The organism is Salinigranum marinum (assembly GCF_024228675.1).
Lineage (GTDB): Archaea > Halobacteriota > Halobacteria > Halobacteriales > Haloferacaceae > Salinigranum > Salinigranum marinum.
Genome location: NZ_CP100461.1, coordinates 1960354 through 1977589, shown reverse-complemented (window position 1 = coordinate 1977589; position 17236 = coordinate 1960354). Strand labels below are relative to the sequence as shown.

Here is a 17236-nt window from a genome sequence, read left to right as displayed (position 1 = left end):
TGGACACCGGTTCGGCCGCGCCCCGGCGGTGTCGCCCGCCGGCGAGGACGGTTCGGTCGTCGGTCGTCGTGCGAAACGAGTAGACGGATCGAAACTGATTCCGACCAAACAAAAACGTTCGGTCGGTTCGAACCGAACGTGGGCGAAACACGACCCATCCCGACGGTCGGAACGCCACGAACGACGACATCTGTTTTATACCGATCCTGAGAAACGCTGAGACCCGAAACGCGGCCGTTCTGGGTGGTATGGTACCGATTTTCACACATGCGGTCATCGAAGTTTTTAAATATCCCAACAGTGTATTGATGAATACCTGAGCGCCACCGGCGTTCCGGCGGCACAGCACGCAGAATGATCGGGAGTTCTCTTACACGGCCGGTCGCACTCAACCGCGCAGCCGCCGCGCTCGGCAGGGTGATGGTACAGAGGTTTGATCACGCATGGTAACAAAACAAGAAGTCCTCGAAGAATTCGACGTCAGTGAGCTCGACACATCCAGCAACGTCGCGCTCTCCGACGAACAGCTCGAAACCGGTTCCAAAGGTCAGCTCATCAAGCTCGCAGGCCAGCTGCGAGACCGACGAAACGAGCTCAACCAGATGGCCTCCGAACGCGCCTCGAAGCGCGACGACCTGAACGCCAAGACGCGCGAGAAGGTCGACGAGGCCCAGACGCACCGCGAGAAGCGCGACGAGCTCAACGAGCAGGTCCAGGAACACAAACAGCAGCGCAACGAGCTCAACGCGAAGGCGAACGAGCTGTTCGACCAGGTCGAGCAGATGAAAAGCGACCTGGAGCTCGACGACGGGACGGACATCGAGGAGCTCCAAGAGGAGATCGAGCAGCTCGAGTTCCGCCAGCAGACTGAGGTCCTCTCGACCGAGGACGAGCGCGAACTCATCGAGAAGATCGAGAACAAGCGCAAGGAACTCAAGCGGCGCAAGGAGAAGGTCGAAGACTCGGGTGAGCTCGAATCGCTCATCGAGGAGGCCGAGTCGGTCCGTTCGGACGCCTCTCAGCATCACCAGAAGGTGACCGAACTCGCCGACGAGGCCCAGGAACATCACAACCAGATGATCGAGTCCTACCGCGCCGCCGACGAGATCCGCGACAAGGCCGACGAGATGCACGACCTCTTCGTCGAGGCCCAGGAGGCCGCGGACCGCCACCACGAGGACTTCGTCCGCGTCCAGAAGCGGCTGCGCGAACTGGACAAGGAAGAGGAAGAAGAGCGCAAGGACGAACGCGCCGAGAAGCGCGAGAAAGCCAAGGAAGAGGCCGAGGAGATCTACCAGCAGTTCAAAGAGGGGGAGACGCTGGATACCGAGGACCTCATGAAGCTGCAGAAGGCCGGCCTGCTCTAAGTTAGTCTGTTCTCACGGCTTTTTTGTTCGACGCGTCCGGACCGACTGGTATGAGTACACGGACACGGACAGTCGTCACTATCGGTGCCGTCGTCGTCGCGATCGTGGTCACCACGCTCTTGGGATGGCTCGTGTTCGTCCGGTTCCCGGGCGACCTCGCCGAACTCCTGGGGGTGCTCATCGTGGTCGGACTCGTCGTCGGCGCGGTCCGGACCGTGGGACGCGCCGTTGGCACCCGCTTTCCCGACTACGACGTCGCCGAGGTGGCCGTCGAGGGACCGATCAGCCGCGACGGCGGCCCCGGCCCGCTCCCGACGAGTCCGGGGGGGACGCCCGCCGACGACGTCGTCGACCAGATCGAACGCGCCGAGGAGGACGACGCCGTCGAGGGCCTCCTCGTCAAACTGAACACGCCCGGCGGCGAGGTGGTGCCGAGCGACGACATCCGCCGTTCCGTCGTCGAGTTCGACGGCCCAACCCTGGCGTACGCGACCGACACCTGCGCCAGCGGCGGCTACTGGATCGCCAGCGGCTGCGACGAACTCTGGGCGCGCGAGGCGTCGATCGTGGGGAGCATCGGCGTCATCGGCTCCCGGGTGAATGTCGCGGGCCTCGCCGACCGGCTCGGCGTCTCGTACGAACGGTTCGCCGCCGGCAAGTACAAGGACGCCGGCATCGCGCTGAAGGAGATGGACGACGACGAGCGCGCCTACTTACAGGGCATCATCGACGACTTCTACGACCACTTCGTCGCGCGGGTCGCGGAGGGCCGCGACGTCGACGAGGCGGCGATCCGCGACACCGAGGCGCGCGTCTTCGTCGGCACCGACGCGCACGATCGCGGCCTCGTCGACGGGCTCGGCGCGCGCGACACGGTCGAAGAGCGGATGGCTGACCTGCTCGACCGCGACGAGGTGAGCGTCGAGGCGTTCCGCCCGCAGAAATCGCTCGCGGCCCGCCTCCGCGGCGGCGCGGCGTCGGTCGCGTACGCGCTCGGAGCGGGCGTCGCCAGTCGCGTCGTCGGCGACGAGACCGACCCGCTCAAGCTCCGGTTCTGATCGCGGCTCGTTACGCCGCGTCGGCCGACCGCGGACCAGTGCCGACACTCAGCCGCGGTCGACAGTCACGACCGATGTACGTGACCGGGACTGTTTTAGTCGCCCCACGCGTCACCCTCCCTGTGACGACGCTCGTCCTCTGTGTCGACCGAACCAACGACATCGGTCGGAAGACGGGACTCACGATGCCGGTGGTCGGCTGGGAGGCCGTCCAGTCACTGGTCACGGAGGTCGGCCTCGCGGACCCCGAGGACTCGAGCGTCAACTGTCTGCTCGAAACCCTGCGCGTCGCCCGTGAACTCCGCGACGACGACGACGAGGCGATCGTCGCGGTCGTCGCGGGCGGCGGGGACTCCATCGTCGGTGCGGACCGCTCCGTCGCCGCCCAACTCGATCGGCTAGTCGAGGAATACGACGCCGACTCGGCGGTGATCGTCATCGACAGCGTGCAGGACGAACGGCTCGTCCCCGTCGTCGAGTCACGGCTCCCCGTCGACGCGGTCGATCGCGTCGTCGTCCGGCAGGCGCACGACCTCGAGTCGACGTACTACCTCCTGAAGCAGTTCCTTGCCGACGAGGAACTGCGGACGACGCTCCTCGTGCCGGTGGGGATCGGGCTGTTGCTCCTCCCCGTGCTCTTGAGTCAGTTCTCGCCCACGATCGCGGTGGCCGGCCTGGCGTCGCTGCTCGGTGCGGTCTTGCTCTACAAGGGCCTCGCCGTCGACGAACTCCTCGCGAATCTCCCCGACCGGGCCCGCGCGGCGATGTACTCCGGGCAGGTGTCGGTCGTGACGTACGTCGTGGCGGCGGGGCTCGCGCTCGTCGGGGTGTTCCTCGGTGCGCTCGCCGTCTCCGACGCCCCGGTGGGGGAGACGGCGCTCTTGCCGACGATGCAGTTCACCTACGCCGCGGTCCCGTGGCTCGCTCTCGCGGCGCTCACCGCCTCGACCGGCCGGCTCCTCGACGAACTCATCAGCGCCGAGGGGATCCGGACGCCGTATCTCAACCTCCCGTTCGGGGTGGTCGCGCTCGGGCTCGTCGTCCGTGGCTTCTCGGGCTACTTCCTCGAACGCGAGGGCGTCCTCCCCAACCTCGTCCTGCTCGATCGGCTCGTCCTCACCGCGACCCAGCGGCTGGCGCTTTTCATCGTCGTCGGCATCGTCGTCTCGCTCGTCGGCGTCCGGGTCGCGGTCAGCGTGACGGACGACCAGTTGGACGACGTGGTCGAGACCGGTGGACAAGAAGACGCGTGAACGCGGTGTCGGGGTCAGTTACCGCGCCGTGCGGTACTCGCCGTGTTTGACGCCGAGTGCGAGACAGATCGCGCCGAAGACGATCATCGACGGGGTCACCATCATGAGGATCGTGCTCGACGTCATGGGAATCGGGGCTCCGACGAGGGCGGCGGTCCCGACGGCGACGAGCGCGGCGAAAACCAGCACGGTCTTGGCGAGGTCGAACTCCATACCCGGACTCGGGACGGACCGAACAAATCCGTTACGGAGTCCGGCACCGGGATCCGAGTACAGCGGCCGGGTCGCCGTGGTTCGCGTCGGCGCTCAGTTCCAGGGTGCCCAGTCGGGGTCGACGCGGCGGTCTTCTCGCTCCAGGGCGTCGATGCGGGCGACGTCGGCGTCGTCGAGGTCGACGGAGAGCGACGCCCAGTTGTCGCGGATGTGCGCGGTCGAGGTCGCCTTCGGGATGGCGGTGACGCCCTTCGCGCGGAGCCACGCGAGCGAGACGCCGGCGGGGCTGGTGTCGTAGTCGTCGGCCAACTCCTGGAGCAGGGGGACGTCGAACACCGCCCCGCGGGCCAGCGGCGAGTACGCCACCACGTCGACGTCGTGTTCGGCGCAGACCGCGCGGAGTTCCTCCTGGGGCAACAGGGGGTGGAGTTCGATCTGGTTGGCGAAGACGGGAGCGTCGAGCACGTCGATGGCCTCCTCGAGCTGGCGTGGCTCGAAGTTCGAGACGCCGACGCGGTCGATCTGCCCCCCGTGCAGTTCGTCGAACGCGGCGAGCGTCTCCTCGGGGTCGTACTCGCCCGTGGGCCAGTGGACGTACAGGAGGTCGAGGTGGTCGACGCCGAGGCGATCGAGCGACTCGTCGGTGGTCGCGAGCACGTCGTCGTACGCGAGGTTCGAGGTCCACAGCTTCGTCGCCAAGAAGACGTCCTCACGAGCGACGTCCGCGGCAGCGATCCCCTCGCCGACCTCGTGTTCGTTGTCGTACGCCTGGGCGGTGTCGACGTGGCGGTAGCCCGTCTCCAGCGCCTCGCGGACCGCGGTCCGGCACTCAACTGGATCGGTGTTCTGCCACGTTCCGAGCCCGAGCATCGGCATGCCGTTTGTGATCGGAGCGGCGGTATCGTTCATCAATGAAGAGGCGGGCGAGCGCGGTGAAATGGGTTGTGAAAGCGGTCGACGGTGCCCGGTCGAGTCTATGACGAGGGAGTTCAGGAACACTGATTAGTGGGAGGCATCTCCCACACGTATGGACGAGCGTTTCGACGTGGTGATCGCCGGAGCCGGCCCGGCGGGGGCACAGTGCGCACGCGATCTCGCCACGAGGGACTACGACGTGCTCGTTCTCGAAACCGAGGCAGAAGACGAGTTCCCACGGGGGAGCAACAAGTCGACTGGTGGGACGTTCCCGTCGATGCTGGCGTCGTTCAACATCCCCAACGATGTCGTCATGCAGTTCACCGACAGCATCGTCTTGGAGTCGCCGAATCACTCGTACACCCGCCGGCAGACGGGCGCGGTCCTGGAGTTCGCCGATTTCAAGCGCTTCCTCGTCGAGGACGGCCAGGCAGAGGGTGCCGAGTACTGGTTCGACGCGCGCGTCTCCGGGCCGATCGTCGACGACGGCGAGGTCGTCGGCGTCAGCTACAACGGCTCCGAAGAGGTGTACGCGGACGTGGTCGTCGACGCGACCGGGCCGAGCGCACCGCTCGCGCGCGAACTTGACGTCGTCGACCTCCAGCGCGAACAGCAGGCGATCGGGATCGAGTACGAACTCGAAGGGATCGAGATGGACCACCCCGACTACGCCGACCTCCACGACGCGATGATGCTCCGACTCGACCACCGCATCGCGCCGGGCGGCTACTCGTGGATCTTCCACACGGGCGAGGACACGGCGAAGGTCGGGCTGTGTTACATCCAGAACGACAGCCACCGGGAGTTCGCCGCCGACGGCTTCACCATCGACGGCTACCTGACGCGGTGGCTCGACGAGGACCCCCGCTTTGCGGACGCGCGGAAGCTCGAAGGCAAACAGCACCGCGGTTCCGCACACATCCAGATGCCGACCGGCCTGAGCACGGACCGCTTCATCGCTATCGGCGACACCGTGCCGACGATCGACCCCCTCTGGGGGGAGGGAATCCACAAGGGAATGAAGTCGGCGCGGGCCGCGGCGATCACCGTCGACAACTGTCTCACGCCGCACGATCAAGACACCTCGGCGGAGCAGATGGCCCTGTACGACCACCTCTGGCACACCGATGTCGCCCCGAAGATGCGCACGCGGCTCATGATGACCGAACTGCTGTATCTCGCCCCCAACGAACGCTACGACACCCTGATGCGGGACCTGAACAGCGCCGACGAGGGGACGCTAAACGACGCCAACAACGGCGATCTCCTGGCGCTGTTGAAACTGTTGCGCCTCGACGACGCCTCGCTCGTCAAGCGACTGGTGAAAGAGCGGTACCTGAACTGACGGGCCGGCTCTCGATCGGCGACAGAGCTATTGCGTCCGGTGATAGCAAGACACATGGTGGACGTACATGGTCGAACTCACCACCGAGAACACGAACGCCGTCGCACACCGCATCGCCGGCGACTCGCTCGTCTACGACTGTCCGAACTGTGAGTTCGGCGAAGTGTTACTCACCGAACTCATCGAACGCGAGGACGCTGGCTGTCTCGACTGCGAGGCCCGGTTCCGTCTCCAGGTCGTGCCCGTCGACTGAGTGGGGCGGTTGTCGGGGGTGCCCGGTGTCTCGTCCGATCGGGGCGGCGAAGAACCGGCACACGGCCCCCTTCTCCCCGGTCCCCCGGACGGGAGCGTCACCGCGTGTCACACGGCAGCAACGGTGATGTTCTCGGACGGCGTACTGAGAGGATCGTGCAGTATCTGCATCTCCTCGTCGTGCTCGCCGTCGTCGTCGCCGGCTGTACGGGCACCCTGGCCGAGGTCCGATCGGCACCGGCGACGATCCCACAGACGGCCTTCACGCCCGTCGGCTACGTCCACGGCAATACCACCGAGGTGCCACTCACGTACCCCGTCGGGGTCGGGCCGGTCACGCGCGACCTGACGGTGTACGTCTGGGTTTCGGGCTACTCGCGCACGGTCGGGACCGACGCGGGCGGGAACGACACGGCCGCACTCCTCGTCGTGAGTTCGCCCAACCGACGGGTCGAAGGCCAGTCGGTCAACCCGTTCGCTCACCTCACGAACCGCGAACTCGTCGCCCGGCTGTTCGACGTCGTCACAGAGGTCGACAACGCCACCGGTGCCACCGGTACGCTGGGTGCGAACGTGACCGACGTCGCACGCCTCCGCGAGACCGGCGTCCAGAACCGAACCGTGCTCGGCCAGTCGGTCGAGGTCGTCACGTACTCCGCATCGGTTCGGGTCGAGCCGGCTGAGACGTCGACGATGGCGGGGACTCCTCCGTCGTCGGCGTCCGCCACCCTGGGCGGGGAACGGACCCTCTCCGTCCACCTGATGGCCGTCGAACACGGCGAGGACGTCGTCGTCGCGCTCGGTGTCCACGGCGACGCGATGGACGAGGGCGAGACGATCGCGGCGCTGATGGAGGCGATCGAACACGAAGCCGTCGTTACGGCCGGGTGAGAGCCGTTCGACCCGGTGGCGCGTCCACGTCGCGTTCACTCCCGCTCCCGTTCCCGCTGGTCGGCCAGCCGCTGTTGGGCGTCGGCGATTGCCTCCACGGCTGCGAGGAACCGCCACAGGACGTACAGAACGCCGAGCAAGAGCGTGGGCAGGACGCCCAGCAGGAGCTGTCCGAGGACGAGAACGGCGTACGCGAGGACGAGCAAGGAGAGCGCCGCTGCCGCGGCGAGCCAACGCCGGGGGATCGACGGCGGGGACCAGTTCGCCATACGTCCCGATGCGACACGCCCAACTTATCCGTTGGGATCGTTACGGGGGAGCCTTCGGTCGTCCGTCGTGAGCCCCGCCGGGCCGCGACAGCGGCGATTCGGGGGAGCGACCGTGTCGTCCGCTCAGTAGAACTCGCGGACGAGATCCATCGCGCCGTCGGGCGCGCCCGACGGAATCTCTGACATGTTCGCGGAGAGTCCGTGTTTCTCGCCGTACGGCACCGAGTTCTCGTCCTGGTAGAGGATCCCCATGTACTCCTTCGAGGCGTCGAGGATCTTCTCCTTGGCCTGGTCTCGATCCTGGGGGTCATGGTCGGTCTCGGCGAGGTCGACCAGGTTGTCGCGGAAGTAGTCGTAGGTGTCGACGTCGTTGAACGTCACGCAGGGTGAGAAGACGTTGACGAAGCCGAAGCCGTCGTGTTCGATCGCCTGCTGGACGAGTGCGGCGTGCCGCTGTGCGTCGGTGGAAAAGGACTGGGCGATGAACGTCCCGCCGGCGGCGAGCGCGAGCGCGAGGGGGTTGACCGGTGGCTGCTGCGGCCCCTCGGGCGTCGTCGACGTCTCGAAGTCCTCCCGGGAGGTCGGCGAGGCCTGCCCCTTCGTCAGCCCGTAGATGCGGTTGTCCATCACGATGTACGACATGTCGACGTTCCGGCGGACGGCGTGGATGAAGTGGCCCGCACCGATCGAGTAGCCGTCGCCGTCGCCGCCGGCGACCATCACTTCGAGGTCGGGGTTGGCGAGTTTGACGCCCGTCCCCACGGGCAGGGCCCGTCCGTGGACGCCGTGGATGGCGTACGAGTGCATGTACGTCCCGATCTTCCCCGAGCAGCCGATGCCCGCGACGATGAACGTGTCGTCGGGGTGGTTGCCCGTCTCCGCGAGCGCTTTCATCATCCCGTTCATCGTCCCGAAGTCGCCGCATCCGGGACACCACGTCGGCTGCTTGTCTGATTTGAAGTCCGTGAATCGAACGTCTGAGCTCATGCTTTGACCTCCGTCGAGAGGGCCGTCTTGATTTCCTCGGCGAGTTCGTCCGCCTTGAACCGAACGCCGTCGTACTTGTTGAGGCGGTCGACGCGTGTCAGCGTGTCGTGTTCGATGAGGTCCGCGAACTGCCCGTTGGCGTTGCACTCGATCACCAGGACGTTCTCCGCGGCCGCGACGTCCTCGGAGAGGTCCGGCCGCGGGAACAGATACGGCACCGAGAGGAACCGCACGTCGATCCCCTCGTCGTCGAGGAGCGCGATGGCCTCCTCCATCGCACCCTCGTTCGATCCCCACGAGATCACGAGGTTCGACGAGTCGGGGTCGCCGAACTCACGGGGGGACCAGTCCTCGGTCTCCCGCGCGGTCTCGACCTTCCGGTTGCGCTTGTCCACCTGCTCGACGCGCATTCCGGTGTCCTCGGTCCGGCGGCCGAGTTCGTCGTGCTCTAAGCCGGTGGACATGTGTGCGCCACCGGTGGTGCCGGGGGCCGCCCGCGGGCTGATGCCGTCGTCGGTGAGCGCGTGGGCGCGGAACTGTCCCTTCTCGTTCTGCCACTCTCCGATCGTGTCCTCGTCGACGAGCTTGCCCCGATCGATCTCGACGGCGTCCATGTCGAACGCCTCGGGCGGGAACGTCTGTTCCGTGACCGCGAGCGCCAGGTCCGAGAGGAGATATACGGGGGTGTTGTACTGTTCGGCGAGGTTGAACGCCTCGACGGTCTTCCAGAAACACTCCGAGACCGACGTCGGGGCGAGGACGAACCGGGGGATCTCGCCGTGGCCGCCGTAGAGCGCCATGTTGAGGTCGCCCTGCTCCTGCTTCGTGGGCATCCCCGTCGACGGCCCCGAGCGCATCACGTCGCAGATGACGAGCGGCGTCTCGCTCGTCGCGACTAAACCGAAAGTCTCGGCCATCAGGTCGATCCCCGGCCCCGAGGTCGCGGTCATCGACCGCGCGCCGGCCCGCGCCGCCCCGAGCGCCATGTTGATCGCGGAGAGTTCGTCCTCCGCCTGGACGACGTGGCCGCCGTACTGTTCGATCCGGCCGGTGAGATACTCCATCACGTCCGTCGCGGGCGTGATGGGGTACCCCGAGTAGAAGCGACAGCCGGCGGCGATCGCCCCCATCCCGATCGCCTCGTCGCCGTTCAGGAGGACGTAGTCGTTGTCGGTGGTCTCGAGGTCGTAGTCGAAGTCGTGGTCGTACTCGTCTTCGACGTACTCCTTGCCCTTCCGCGCGGCCTCCTTGTTGTTGTCGACGATGGCCTGTCCCTTGCCGCCGAAGCGCTTCTGGAGGGCGGAGTCGAGGTTCTCGATGGGGAAGTCGGCGACTGCACACGCCGCGCCCAGCGCCACGACGTTGCGCATGATCGCGCCGCCGGCCTCCTCGGCGAGCCCCTTGAGGGGGACGTCCAGCCCGATCATCCCCTCGGGGATCTCGACGTCCTGCATCGTGGTTCGTTCGCCGTCGTAGACGATCACCGAGCCCTCGTGCAGTTCGTCGAGGTTCTCGTCGATGGTCCGCGGCGTGAGCGCGATGAGTACGTCCAATCTGTCGACCACACTCTGCACCGGATCGACGCCAGTCCTGACCTTGTACGCCGTGTACCCGCCCCGGATACGCGACGCGAAGTCCTTCGAGGTGAAGACGTGTCGTCCAGCCCGTGAGAGTGCCTGGGCGAAGATCTTCCCCGTGGAGTCGATGCCATCGCCAGCCTCGCCGCCGATGGCCCAGTTGAAGTCCGCAGGCATGCTGGATTTTGCTACCCAGCGCCTCATGAAAAGCCTTCTGAAAGGGGGCATGCAGGACCGTGAAGAACCGGTCTCGGTCGGTGATTCGAGCGATCCGTGTCATGAGTGAACGTACTGTGACTGGTGCGTCGTCGATCGAACGAGGCGCTTTTGCCCGGCGCGGCCGGACGCCCTGTATGAACGCGACAGTCGCCGTCGTCTCTGTTCACGACGCGGGGCCGGATACCGTCGCCATCGAGTTCGAGACGCCCGCGGAGTTCCACGCCATGCCCGGCCAGTTCGTGAAACTCTCCGGCGAGATCGACGGCGAGGAGTACGGCCGCTTCTACACGCTCTCGTCGCCCGACGTCGAGGGGAGCTTCGAGATCACCGTCGGCGTCAGCGAGGAGAGCGGTCCCTTCGCCCGTTCGCTCACCGGACTCGAACCCGGCGACGAACTCGACATGCAAGGGCCGTTCGGTTCCGACCACTACGAGGGCGAGTCGCGCGTCGTCGTGCTCGCGGGCGGGCCGGGCGTCGGCCCCGCGGTCGGAATCGGCGAACGCGCGCTCGCCGAGGGCAACGAGGCGGCCGTCGTCTACCTCGACGACGCCCCCGCACACGTCACGCGGCTGGAAGAACTCGCCGCCGTCGGTGCCACCGTCGTCATGGACGACGCCGACGCCGATCTCACGGTACACCTCCGCGACGCGCTCTCGGGTGACGACGACCAGGTGTTCGTCTACGGCTTCGCCGATTTCGTCGACCGCGCTCGCGACGCGCTCGACGCGGTGGGGTACGTGGGTGAGGCGAAGATCGAGAACTTCGGCTAACCCCGCTCGTCCCAGACGGTGAGCACGGCCACGACGAGCGAACCGCCGAACCACCCGACGAGACCGACCAACCCGCCGAGCGCGCTGCCCGCGTCGCGGCCGCTCACCGCCCCCACCACGAGGTCGAGCACGAGGCCGCGGAACGCGCTGGCCGGCGAGAGCGCGATCAAAATCGGCGTGGCGTCGGGCGAGAGGCCGCTTGCGAGTCCCGCGACGACGCCGGCATCGACGCCGACGAGGAACGCCACGGCGAGCGCGACGACGACCGCGAGCGCCTGCCGAACGCTCCGGGCGGCGGCCGAAACCGCGACCGCGACGGCGAGCGTCGTGAGGCCGAAGCCGACCACGAGTACGGAAAACCGAACGAACAGCCACGCGGAGTCGGCGGCCTCGTTCGCCGCGATGACGTCGGTCCGTCCCGGCGCGAGCGTCGCGCCGACGATCCCCGCGACGACGAGCGTCGCCACGAGGACGCTCGCGACGAACAGCGCCCGACCGAGGTACGCGCCGAGGACGTACTCCGCCCGCGCGAGCGGGTACGTCCGGATCGCTTCGAGTTCGCCCGAGGCGCGGTCGTCGAGCACCGTCCGGTAGCCCGCGGCGAAGGCGAACAGGGGGACGAGCACCTCGACGGCGAACAGCAGATCGAGCGCGAGCGGGACGAACCCGCCGGCCCCGCTGCCGGCGACGACGACGCCGACGACGCTGGCGAACACCACGGCCCCGAGGGCGATCACCGACCACGTGCGGGCGACCGACCGGAGTTCGCGCGCCGCGACCGCGAGCGCGCGGTAGCGCCCCGCGCGCTCCGTGAGCGTCATCGGCGCTCACCCTCCCCGGCGCGTCCGAGCCCGGTCCGGACGGTGAGCCCCTCGGTCGCACCGACGGTGTCGAGGAACACCTCTCCCAAGCTCTCCACGCCGGCGTCGTCGATCAGCTCGGTGGGGGTGCCGTCGCGGACGATCCGCCCCCGGTCGAGCAGGGCGACCCGGTCGGCCGTCCGCTCGATCGCGGCGAGGTCGTGCGAGGCGACGAACACCGCGCGGCCGTCGTCGGCCGCCTCGCGCACGGTCCGGTAGATGTGGGCGGACATCGCGGGGTCCAGGCCGCTCGCCGGTTCGTCGAGCACGAGCACCGGCGGGTCGCCGAGCAGCGCCTGCGCGAGCCCCAGCAGTCGCGTCATCCCTCCGGAAAGGGCCTCGACCCGGCGGTTCCGGGCCTCGGCGAGTCCGACCGCTTCGAGCGCCGCGCGGACGTCCACCCCGCTCGCCGCCTCGGGGCCGAGCAGGTCGGCGTAGAAGCCGAGCGTGTCGGCGACGGTAAAGCCCGGCCGGAACGACGGTCGCTGAGGGAGGTAGCCGACGGGGCGGACGCCGCTCCCGGCGACGTCGACGCGCCCGCCGTCGGGGTCGAGCACCCCGGCGACGACCCGGAGCAGGGTCGACTTCCCGGAGCCGTTGGGGCCGACCAGCGCGACGAGCGACCCCGCCTTGACGGTGAGCGAGACGCCGTCGAGGACGTCCACGTCGCCGAACCCGTGGCTGAGACCGTCGACGGTGACCGCCGGGTCGACGCCGCCGGAACCGGCCGCCTCGGAGGCCGCGGCGTCGACGCCGGCGGTCGGGTTCGTGTCGGTCACGCCCCCGCCTCCCGGGTCGCGTTCGCCAACTGGTCGGGGGTGGCCGGCGACGCGCGCGGCGACCGGTCGACGACGCCCGCCGACCGCAGGCCGGAGACGTCGGTGCCGGCCGCCCGGAGCGCGACGGCCGACGGGGCCCGCGAGACGGTCCACGCCGCCGGCTGATCGCGGAGCGCCCCGTCGACCGGCCCAGTCGGTCGGTACGGGCGGTCGAGGACGCCGTCGCCGTCGGCGTCGGGGATCGGGAGCGGCCCCCAGTAGTTCCCCTCGTCGCCGCGGGACCACGTCCGGAGCGGCCCACGGCCCGTCTCGATCTGCTGGTCGTTGTCCACGATGTCGTTGCCGACCACCCAGTTCGTGGGGAACAGGGTCGAGGCACGGACGCCGACACCGTTGTCCGCGATCACGTTCCCCTCGTACACGGAGCGGTGGCCCGACACCGAGATGCCGTGGTCGTTGTCGGCGAGGACGTTCCGGGCGTAGTAACTGTCGCCGCCGACGGGGATGACGCCGTAGCCCGAGTCGCGGACGTCGTTGCCCACGACCACGTTCTCGACGGGGCGGGTCATGATGATGATTCCCGCGCGCGTGTCACGGATCGTGTTGTTCGCCACGAGCCCCCGCGACGTGTACATGAAGTGGACGCCGTACCGCTCGCCGCGCATGTGGTTGTCGCGGACGACGAAGCCGTCGGCCCGGTGGGTGTAGACGGCGTCGCGCCCGCCGACGAACGTCGATCCGTGAACCAGGGCCCGCGACTGCATCAGGACGACGCCCATGAACCCCTCGCGTGGGTCATCGCTCCCGCGGATCCGGCTGTCCACCACGGCGGCCCGATCGGACGAGCGGACGATGACGCCGCTGGCGGGCGTGTCGATGGTGACGTCGTGGACGACGGAGCCGTTCGCGCGGTGCATCACGACGCCGGCGTCGCCCTGGCCGTAGGCGAACTGGACGACCTGTGACCAGTCAGCCTGGGTGAGGTTCCCGTGCGGGCGGCGCTGGGTACCGTTCGGGCCGACGCCCTCGATGCGGAGCGACGACACGGCCACCCGGGGATGGCGCAGTTCCAGTACGCTGTCGGTGCCGTCCCCGCGGACGACCGTCTCGTTCCCGGCACCGACGAGCGTGAGCGGCTTCCCGATCGTGAGGTTCGTCGCCGCGTACGTCCCCGGCGGGAGGCGGACGGTCGTGTTCGGCGGGGCCTGTTCGATTGCGGCAGCCAGCGTCGGCGCGTCCTCGCCGACGACGACGGCCGTGGGGCGGTCGAGCAGCGCGCGCCCGTCGGCGGCTACGCCGTCGGCCCACGCGTTCCCGTCGACGACCCGCGCTTCGAACCGCGCGCGCCGCCGGTCGAGGGGGTTTTCGGCCGTGCGCTGGAGCGTCTCCCAGTCGACGACCCGACCGCCGTACTCGGCGGCGAACGTCGCGGCGTCGGCCCGGTCGCCGAACGGGACCGCGATGGGGCGACTCGGCGCTCGCGCGTCGCTCCCGACGACGAACGAGGCGTCGGCCGCACGCGTCCACCCGACGGCGCGCCCGCGCTCGGTCGTGAGGTACCCCCCCGCGGTGAGGACGGGCGAGACCGTCGAGAAGTCCGAGACGAACACCGCGAGCGGATCGCCGAAGCTCGTGGTTGTCTCGGGCGCGGCGAGTTCGCCGGCGGCCGTCTCGACGCCGTAGTAGCCGACGACGAAGCGGTACTGCGAGAAGTACACCTCCGCGCGAGGGATGTGGAAATTCTCGGTCTCTGCGCGGTTGACGTCGACGTACGTCATGCCGGTCGACAGCGTCCGGTCGAACGGGACGGGGCGGAGCTGGTCGCCGGGGGATGGACCGAGCGCGAACGCGCCGCTGGAGACCACGAGCAGACCGGCGAGGACGAGCGTCGCTACCCTGACCGCGCCGGGCGTGACGAACGTCATGGCCGTGGCGGGCGTCGTGTCTCGACGGTCATCAGTCGTCGGGCCTCATCGTCCGAGGCTCGCGATGGTCGCCCGGGTGACGTCGCCGTGGCCCATCAGCTGCCCACCGTGCTCGTCGCGGAACGACTCCGCGTCGGCCCGGTCGGAGAAGCCGATCAGGTCCCGTCCCATCGCCCCCTTCACCTCGCTCCCGACGACGTACGTCACTTCCTCGCTGTCGACGAACGACGACGCCTCGGGATGCGTCGAGACGAGCGTGTCGCCCCCGTCGGTGAACGTGCGGTAGTCGACCGCCGAGTAGTCCGTCACGTAGAACCCGGCCGGCTCCCACCCCTCGTCGCGACGCTCGAAGTCGAACTGGTACGCCTCCCACGTGCTGTCGAACCGGGCGGGGTTCGCGTGCCCCGCGGGTTCGCGGCCGGGGTAGAACACCTCGGCGGAAGGACCGGGGTGGTTCGGGATGACCATCCCGCAGACGTCACAGCTGTGCTCCTGTGTGAGGGTGATCGGTTCGGGCGGCTCGCCACCGCCGCCGGAGCTGCCGCTGCACCCGGCGAGGGCGCTGACGCCGAGCGCCGCCGTCCCCGCGAGGACCGTCCGCCTGGGGACCCCGAGACGCGTGTGCTCGCACATACGACTCAATCGGTCCGGTGTGGATTTATGAATCGTTCTCGTTCCCGTCGGGTGAGAATCGGCCGGCACTGGGGTCGCCCCCGGACCGTTCCGGGCGGCTTTCGGACCCGAATCCTTAATCATCGTCCCTCGGTAATCGGACCCATGTACGACGAGGACGACCTCGATGCCATCCGCGAGTCGCATGCGGCGTGGGAACGCGAAACGCGCGACCCCGTCGTCGACCGGTTCGGCGAGCGGAAAAAGCGGTTCGCGACCGTCTCGAACCACGCGGTCGACGACCTCTACACGCCGGCTGACGTCGGCGACCTCGACTACGAGGAAGATCTCGGCTTCCCGGGGGAGTTCCCCTTCACCCGGGGGCCCTACGCGACCATGTACCGCGGGCGGACGTGGACGATGCGGCAGTTCGCCGGCTTCGGCACGGCGCGGGAGACCAACGAGCGCTTCCACTACCTCATCGAGCACGGACAGACGGGGCTGTCGACCGCGTTCGACATGCCGTCGCTCATGGGCAAGGACTCCGACGATCCCCTCTCGGACGGGGAGGTCGGCAAGGAGGGCGTCGCCGTCGATACGCTCCGCGACATGGAGGTGCTGTTCGACGGGATCGACATCGCCGAGGTGACGACCTCCTTCACGATCAACCCCTCCGCGCCCGTGATCTTCGCGATGTACGTCGCGCTCGCGGACCAGCGCGGCGTCTCCCGCGAGGAGATCGACGGCACCCTCCAGAACGACATGCTCAAAGAGTTCATCGCGCAAAAGGAGTGGGTCATCCCCCCCGAGGCCTCGCTCAAACTCGTGACGGACACCGTCGAGTTCGCCGCCGGGGAGACGCCGAAGATGAGCCCGGTCTCGGTGTCGGGCTACCACATCCGCGAGGCCGGTTCGACCGCCGTGCAGGAACTCGCCTTCACCCTCGCCGACGGCTTCGCCTACGTCGAGGACGCCCTCGACCGGGGGCTCGAGGTCGACGAGTTCGCCCCCCAGCTCTCCTTTTTCTTCAACTCGCACAACTCCATCTTCGAGGAGGTGGCGAAGTTCCGGGCGGGGCGGCGGATCTACGCCCGCGTGATGGACGAGTGGTACGACGCCTCCGACCAGGCGTCGAAGCGGATGAAGTTCCACACGCAGACGGCGGGACAGTCCCTGACGGCCCAACAGCCGCTGAACAACGTCGTCCGGGTGACGATCCAGGCGCTCGCGGGCGTGCTCGGCGGGACCCAGTCGCTGCACACCAACTCCTACGACGAGGCGCTCGCGCTCCCCGGCGAAGAGGCCGTCCGGGTTGCCCTGCGCACCCAGCAGATCATCGCCGAGGAGAGCGGCGCGGCGGACGTCATCGACCCCCTCGGTGGGTCGTTCTTCGTCGAGTCGCTCACGAACGAGGTCGAAGCCGAGGCGATGGCGTACATCGAGGAGATCCGCGAACTGGGCGACGGCTCCGTGCGCGACGGAGTGTTGGAGGGGATCGAGCAGGGCTACTTCCACCGCGAGATCCAGGACGCCTCCTACGAGTACCAAGAGCGCGTCGAGGAGGGCGAGGAGGTCGTCGTCGGTGTCAACAAGTACGAGATGGACGAGGACACCCGACCGGACCTGCTACACGTCTCCGAGGAGGTCCAAGAGCGCCAGCTGACGCGGCTCGCCGAGGTCAAGGAGGAGCGCGACGACGAGGCGGTCTCGGAGGCGTTGGACGCCATCCGGGAGGCGAGCGAGGCCGGGGAGAACGTGATGCCCGCCGTCGTCGACGCCGTCAAGGCCTACGCGACGATGGGCGAGATCATGGCGGTGTTCGAGGCGCAGTACGGCCGCTACCGCGAGACGGTCGGGCTGGTCTGAGCCCGCGCGAGGCGGGGATACGAGGCCGCGCTCGGCGGTGGTTCGGCGGTCCTCGCCGTCCGGACGTCTGTGTCAGAG

17 protein-coding genes are annotated in these 17236 nt (G+C 68.3%); 8 read left to right on the top strand and 9 right to left on the bottom strand.

Features of this window, described 5'->3' with window-relative positions; translation table 11 throughout:
• The first annotated feature begins 443 nt into the window (after positions 1–443).
• From NKJ07_RS09740 to NKJ07_RS09730, 3 genes are all read left to right on the top strand, one after another.
• Positions 444–1367, top strand: a complete 924-nt coding sequence (locus NKJ07_RS09740; RefSeq protein WP_318570390.1) for a coiled-coil protein — start codon at positions 444–446, stop codon at positions 1365–1367.
• Between the two features lie 50 nt (positions 1368–1417).
• Entirely contained in the window at positions 1418–2425 is a 1008-nt protein-coding gene (gene sppA / locus NKJ07_RS09735; RefSeq protein ID WP_318570389.1) for a signal peptide peptidase SppA, read from the top strand.
• A 122-nt stretch (positions 2426–2547) separates the two neighbouring features.
• Positions 2548–3678 carry a DUF373 family protein gene (locus NKJ07_RS09730; RefSeq protein ID WP_318570388.1) on the top strand — a complete coding sequence of 377 codons (1131 nt, stop codon included), beginning with the start codon at positions 2548–2550 and terminating at the stop codon, positions 3676–3678.
• Between the two features lie 18 nt (positions 3679–3696).
• On the opposite strand, the gene NKJ07_RS09725 is transcribed toward NKJ07_RS09730, so the two are convergent.
• Together NKJ07_RS09725 and NKJ07_RS09720 are read right to left on the bottom strand one after the other, a co-directional pair.
• A complete protein-coding gene (locus tag NKJ07_RS09725; protein ID WP_318570387.1) occupies positions 3697–3891 on the bottom strand; it encodes a DUF7333 family protein in 195 nt (64 codons plus the stop codon).
• 93 nt (positions 3892–3984) lie between these two features.
• The gene (locus NKJ07_RS09720; RefSeq protein WP_425504742.1) at positions 3985–4800 is read right to left on the bottom strand and encodes an aldo/keto reductase; all 816 of its coding nucleotides are present in this window, start codon (positions 4798–4800) and stop codon (positions 3985–3987) included.
• 118 nt (positions 4801–4918) lie between these two features.
• Between NKJ07_RS09720 and NKJ07_RS09715 the strand changes: the two genes are divergently transcribed.
• The 3 genes from NKJ07_RS09715 to NKJ07_RS09705 all read left to right on the top strand — a co-directional run bounded on the left by NKJ07_RS09715 (position 4919) and on the right by NKJ07_RS09705 (position 7294).
• The gene (locus NKJ07_RS09715; RefSeq protein ID WP_318570386.1) at positions 4919–6151 is read left to right on the top strand and encodes a digeranylgeranylglycerophospholipid reductase; all 1233 of its coding nucleotides are present in this window, start codon (positions 4919–4921) and stop codon (positions 6149–6151) included.
• Positions 6152–6218: 67 nt separating this feature from the next.
• Complete coding sequence (locus tag NKJ07_RS09710) at positions 6219–6404, top strand: hypothetical protein (protein ID WP_318570385.1); 186 nt, start codon at positions 6219–6221, stop codon at positions 6402–6404.
• Between the two features lie 155 nt (positions 6405–6559).
• Complete coding sequence (locus tag NKJ07_RS09705; protein WP_318570384.1) at positions 6560–7294, top strand: DUF6517 family protein; 735 nt, start codon at positions 6560–6562, stop codon at positions 7292–7294.
• A 35-nt stretch (positions 7295–7329) separates the two neighbouring features.
• On the opposite strand, the gene NKJ07_RS09700 is transcribed toward NKJ07_RS09705, so the two are convergent.
• The 3 genes from NKJ07_RS09700 to NKJ07_RS09690 form a co-directional block, all read right to left on the bottom strand.
• A complete protein-coding gene (locus tag NKJ07_RS09700) occupies positions 7330–7563 on the bottom strand; it encodes a DUF8066 domain-containing protein (RefSeq protein ID WP_318570383.1) in 234 nt (77 codons plus the stop codon).
• 123 nt (positions 7564–7686) lie between these two features.
• Positions 7687–8550 (bottom strand): 2-oxoacid:ferredoxin oxidoreductase subunit beta, encoded by an 864-nt coding sequence (locus tag NKJ07_RS09695; protein WP_318570382.1) that lies wholly within the window; start codon positions 8548–8550, stop codon positions 7687–7689.
• Entirely contained in the window at positions 8547–10304 is a 1758-nt protein-coding gene (locus tag NKJ07_RS09690; protein WP_318570381.1) for a 2-oxoacid:acceptor oxidoreductase subunit alpha, read from the bottom strand. Before NKJ07_RS09690 ends, NKJ07_RS09695 begins: the two co-directional genes overlap by 4 nt.
• Positions 10305–10480: 176 nt before the next feature.
• Between NKJ07_RS09690 and NKJ07_RS09685 the strand changes: the two genes are divergently transcribed.
• The gene (locus NKJ07_RS09685) at positions 10481–11116 is read left to right on the top strand and encodes an FAD-dependent oxidoreductase (RefSeq protein ID WP_318570380.1); all 636 of its coding nucleotides are present in this window, start codon (positions 10481–10483) and stop codon (positions 11114–11116) included.
• Here the strand turns inward: NKJ07_RS09685 and NKJ07_RS09680 are convergent.
• From NKJ07_RS09680 to NKJ07_RS09665, 4 genes are read right to left on the bottom strand one after another with little or no spacing between them, the layout of a single operon-like run.
• The gene (locus NKJ07_RS09680) at positions 11113–11937 is read right to left on the bottom strand and encodes an ABC transporter permease (protein WP_318570379.1); all 825 of its coding nucleotides are present in this window, start codon (positions 11935–11937) and stop codon (positions 11113–11115) included. The genes NKJ07_RS09685 and NKJ07_RS09680 overlap by 4 nt on opposite strands.
• The gene (locus NKJ07_RS09675; protein ID WP_318570378.1) at positions 11934–12755 is read right to left on the bottom strand and encodes an ABC transporter ATP-binding protein; all 822 of its coding nucleotides are present in this window, start codon (positions 12753–12755) and stop codon (positions 11934–11936) included. The genes NKJ07_RS09680 and NKJ07_RS09675 overlap by 4 nt, the downstream gene beginning before the upstream one ends.
• Positions 12752–14680: a NosD domain-containing protein gene (locus NKJ07_RS09670; RefSeq protein WP_318570377.1), complete on the bottom strand. Its 1929-nt coding sequence runs from the start codon at positions 14678–14680 to the stop codon at positions 12752–12754. Before NKJ07_RS09670 ends, NKJ07_RS09675 begins: the two co-directional genes overlap by 4 nt.
• A 45-nt stretch (positions 14681–14725) precedes the next feature.
• Complete coding sequence (locus tag NKJ07_RS09665) at positions 14726–15313, bottom strand: nitrous oxide reductase accessory protein NosL (RefSeq protein ID WP_318570376.1); 588 nt, start codon at positions 15311–15313, stop codon at positions 14726–14728.
• 144 nt (positions 15314–15457) lie between these two features.
• On the opposite strand from NKJ07_RS09665, the gene NKJ07_RS09660 reads away from it, so the two are divergent.
• Positions 15458–17158, top strand: coding sequence for an acyl-CoA mutase large subunit family protein (locus tag NKJ07_RS09660; protein WP_318570375.1), 1701 nt, complete (start codon positions 15458–15460; stop codon positions 17156–17158).
• Positions 17159–17236 lie beyond the last annotated feature (78 nt).

Coding starts and splice junctions, on each gene's coding strand:
- sppA (WP_318570389.1), top strand. CDS start 1,418: ATGAGTACACGGACACGGACAGTCGTCACTATCGGTGCCGTCGTCGTC.
- NKJ07_RS09660 (WP_318570375.1), top strand. CDS start 15,458: ATGTACGACGAGGACGACCTCGATGCCATCCGCGAGTCGCATGCGGCG.
- NKJ07_RS09740 (WP_318570390.1), top strand. CDS start 444: ATGGTAACAAAACAAGAAGTCCTCGAAGAATTCGACGTCAGTGAGCTC.
- NKJ07_RS09680 (WP_318570379.1), bottom strand. CDS start 11,937: ATGACGCTCACGGAGCGCGCGGGGCGCTACCGCGCGCTCGCGGTCGCG.
- NKJ07_RS09720 (WP_425504742.1), bottom strand. CDS start 4,800: ATGAACGATACCGCCGCTCCGATCACAAACGGCATGCCGATGCTCGGG.
- NKJ07_RS09725 (WP_318570387.1), bottom strand. CDS start 3,891: ATGGAGTTCGACCTCGCCAAGACCGTGCTGGTTTTCGCCGCGCTCGTC.
- NKJ07_RS09665 (WP_318570376.1), bottom strand. CDS start 15,313: ATGTGCGAGCACACGCGTCTCGGGGTCCCCAGGCGGACGGTCCTCGCG.
- NKJ07_RS09685 (WP_318570380.1), top strand. CDS start 10,481: ATGAACGCGACAGTCGCCGTCGTCTCTGTTCACGACGCGGGGCCGGAT.
- NKJ07_RS09695 (WP_318570382.1), bottom strand. CDS start 8,550: ATGAGCTCAGACGTTCGATTCACGGACTTCAAATCAGACAAGCAGCCG.
- NKJ07_RS09710 (WP_318570385.1), top strand. CDS start 6,219: ATGGTCGAACTCACCACCGAGAACACGAACGCCGTCGCACACCGCATC.
- NKJ07_RS09690 (WP_318570381.1), bottom strand. CDS start 10,304: ATGCCTGCGGACTTCAACTGGGCCATCGGCGGCGAGGCTGGCGATGGC.
- NKJ07_RS09700 (WP_318570383.1), bottom strand. CDS start 7,563: ATGGCGAACTGGTCCCCGCCGTCGATCCCCCGGCGTTGGCTCGCCGCG.
- NKJ07_RS09715 (WP_318570386.1), top strand. CDS start 4,919: ATGGACGAGCGTTTCGACGTGGTGATCGCCGGAGCCGGCCCGGCGGGG.
- NKJ07_RS09670 (WP_318570377.1), bottom strand. CDS start 14,680: ATGACGTTCGTCACGCCCGGCGCGGTCAGGGTAGCGACGCTCGTCCTC.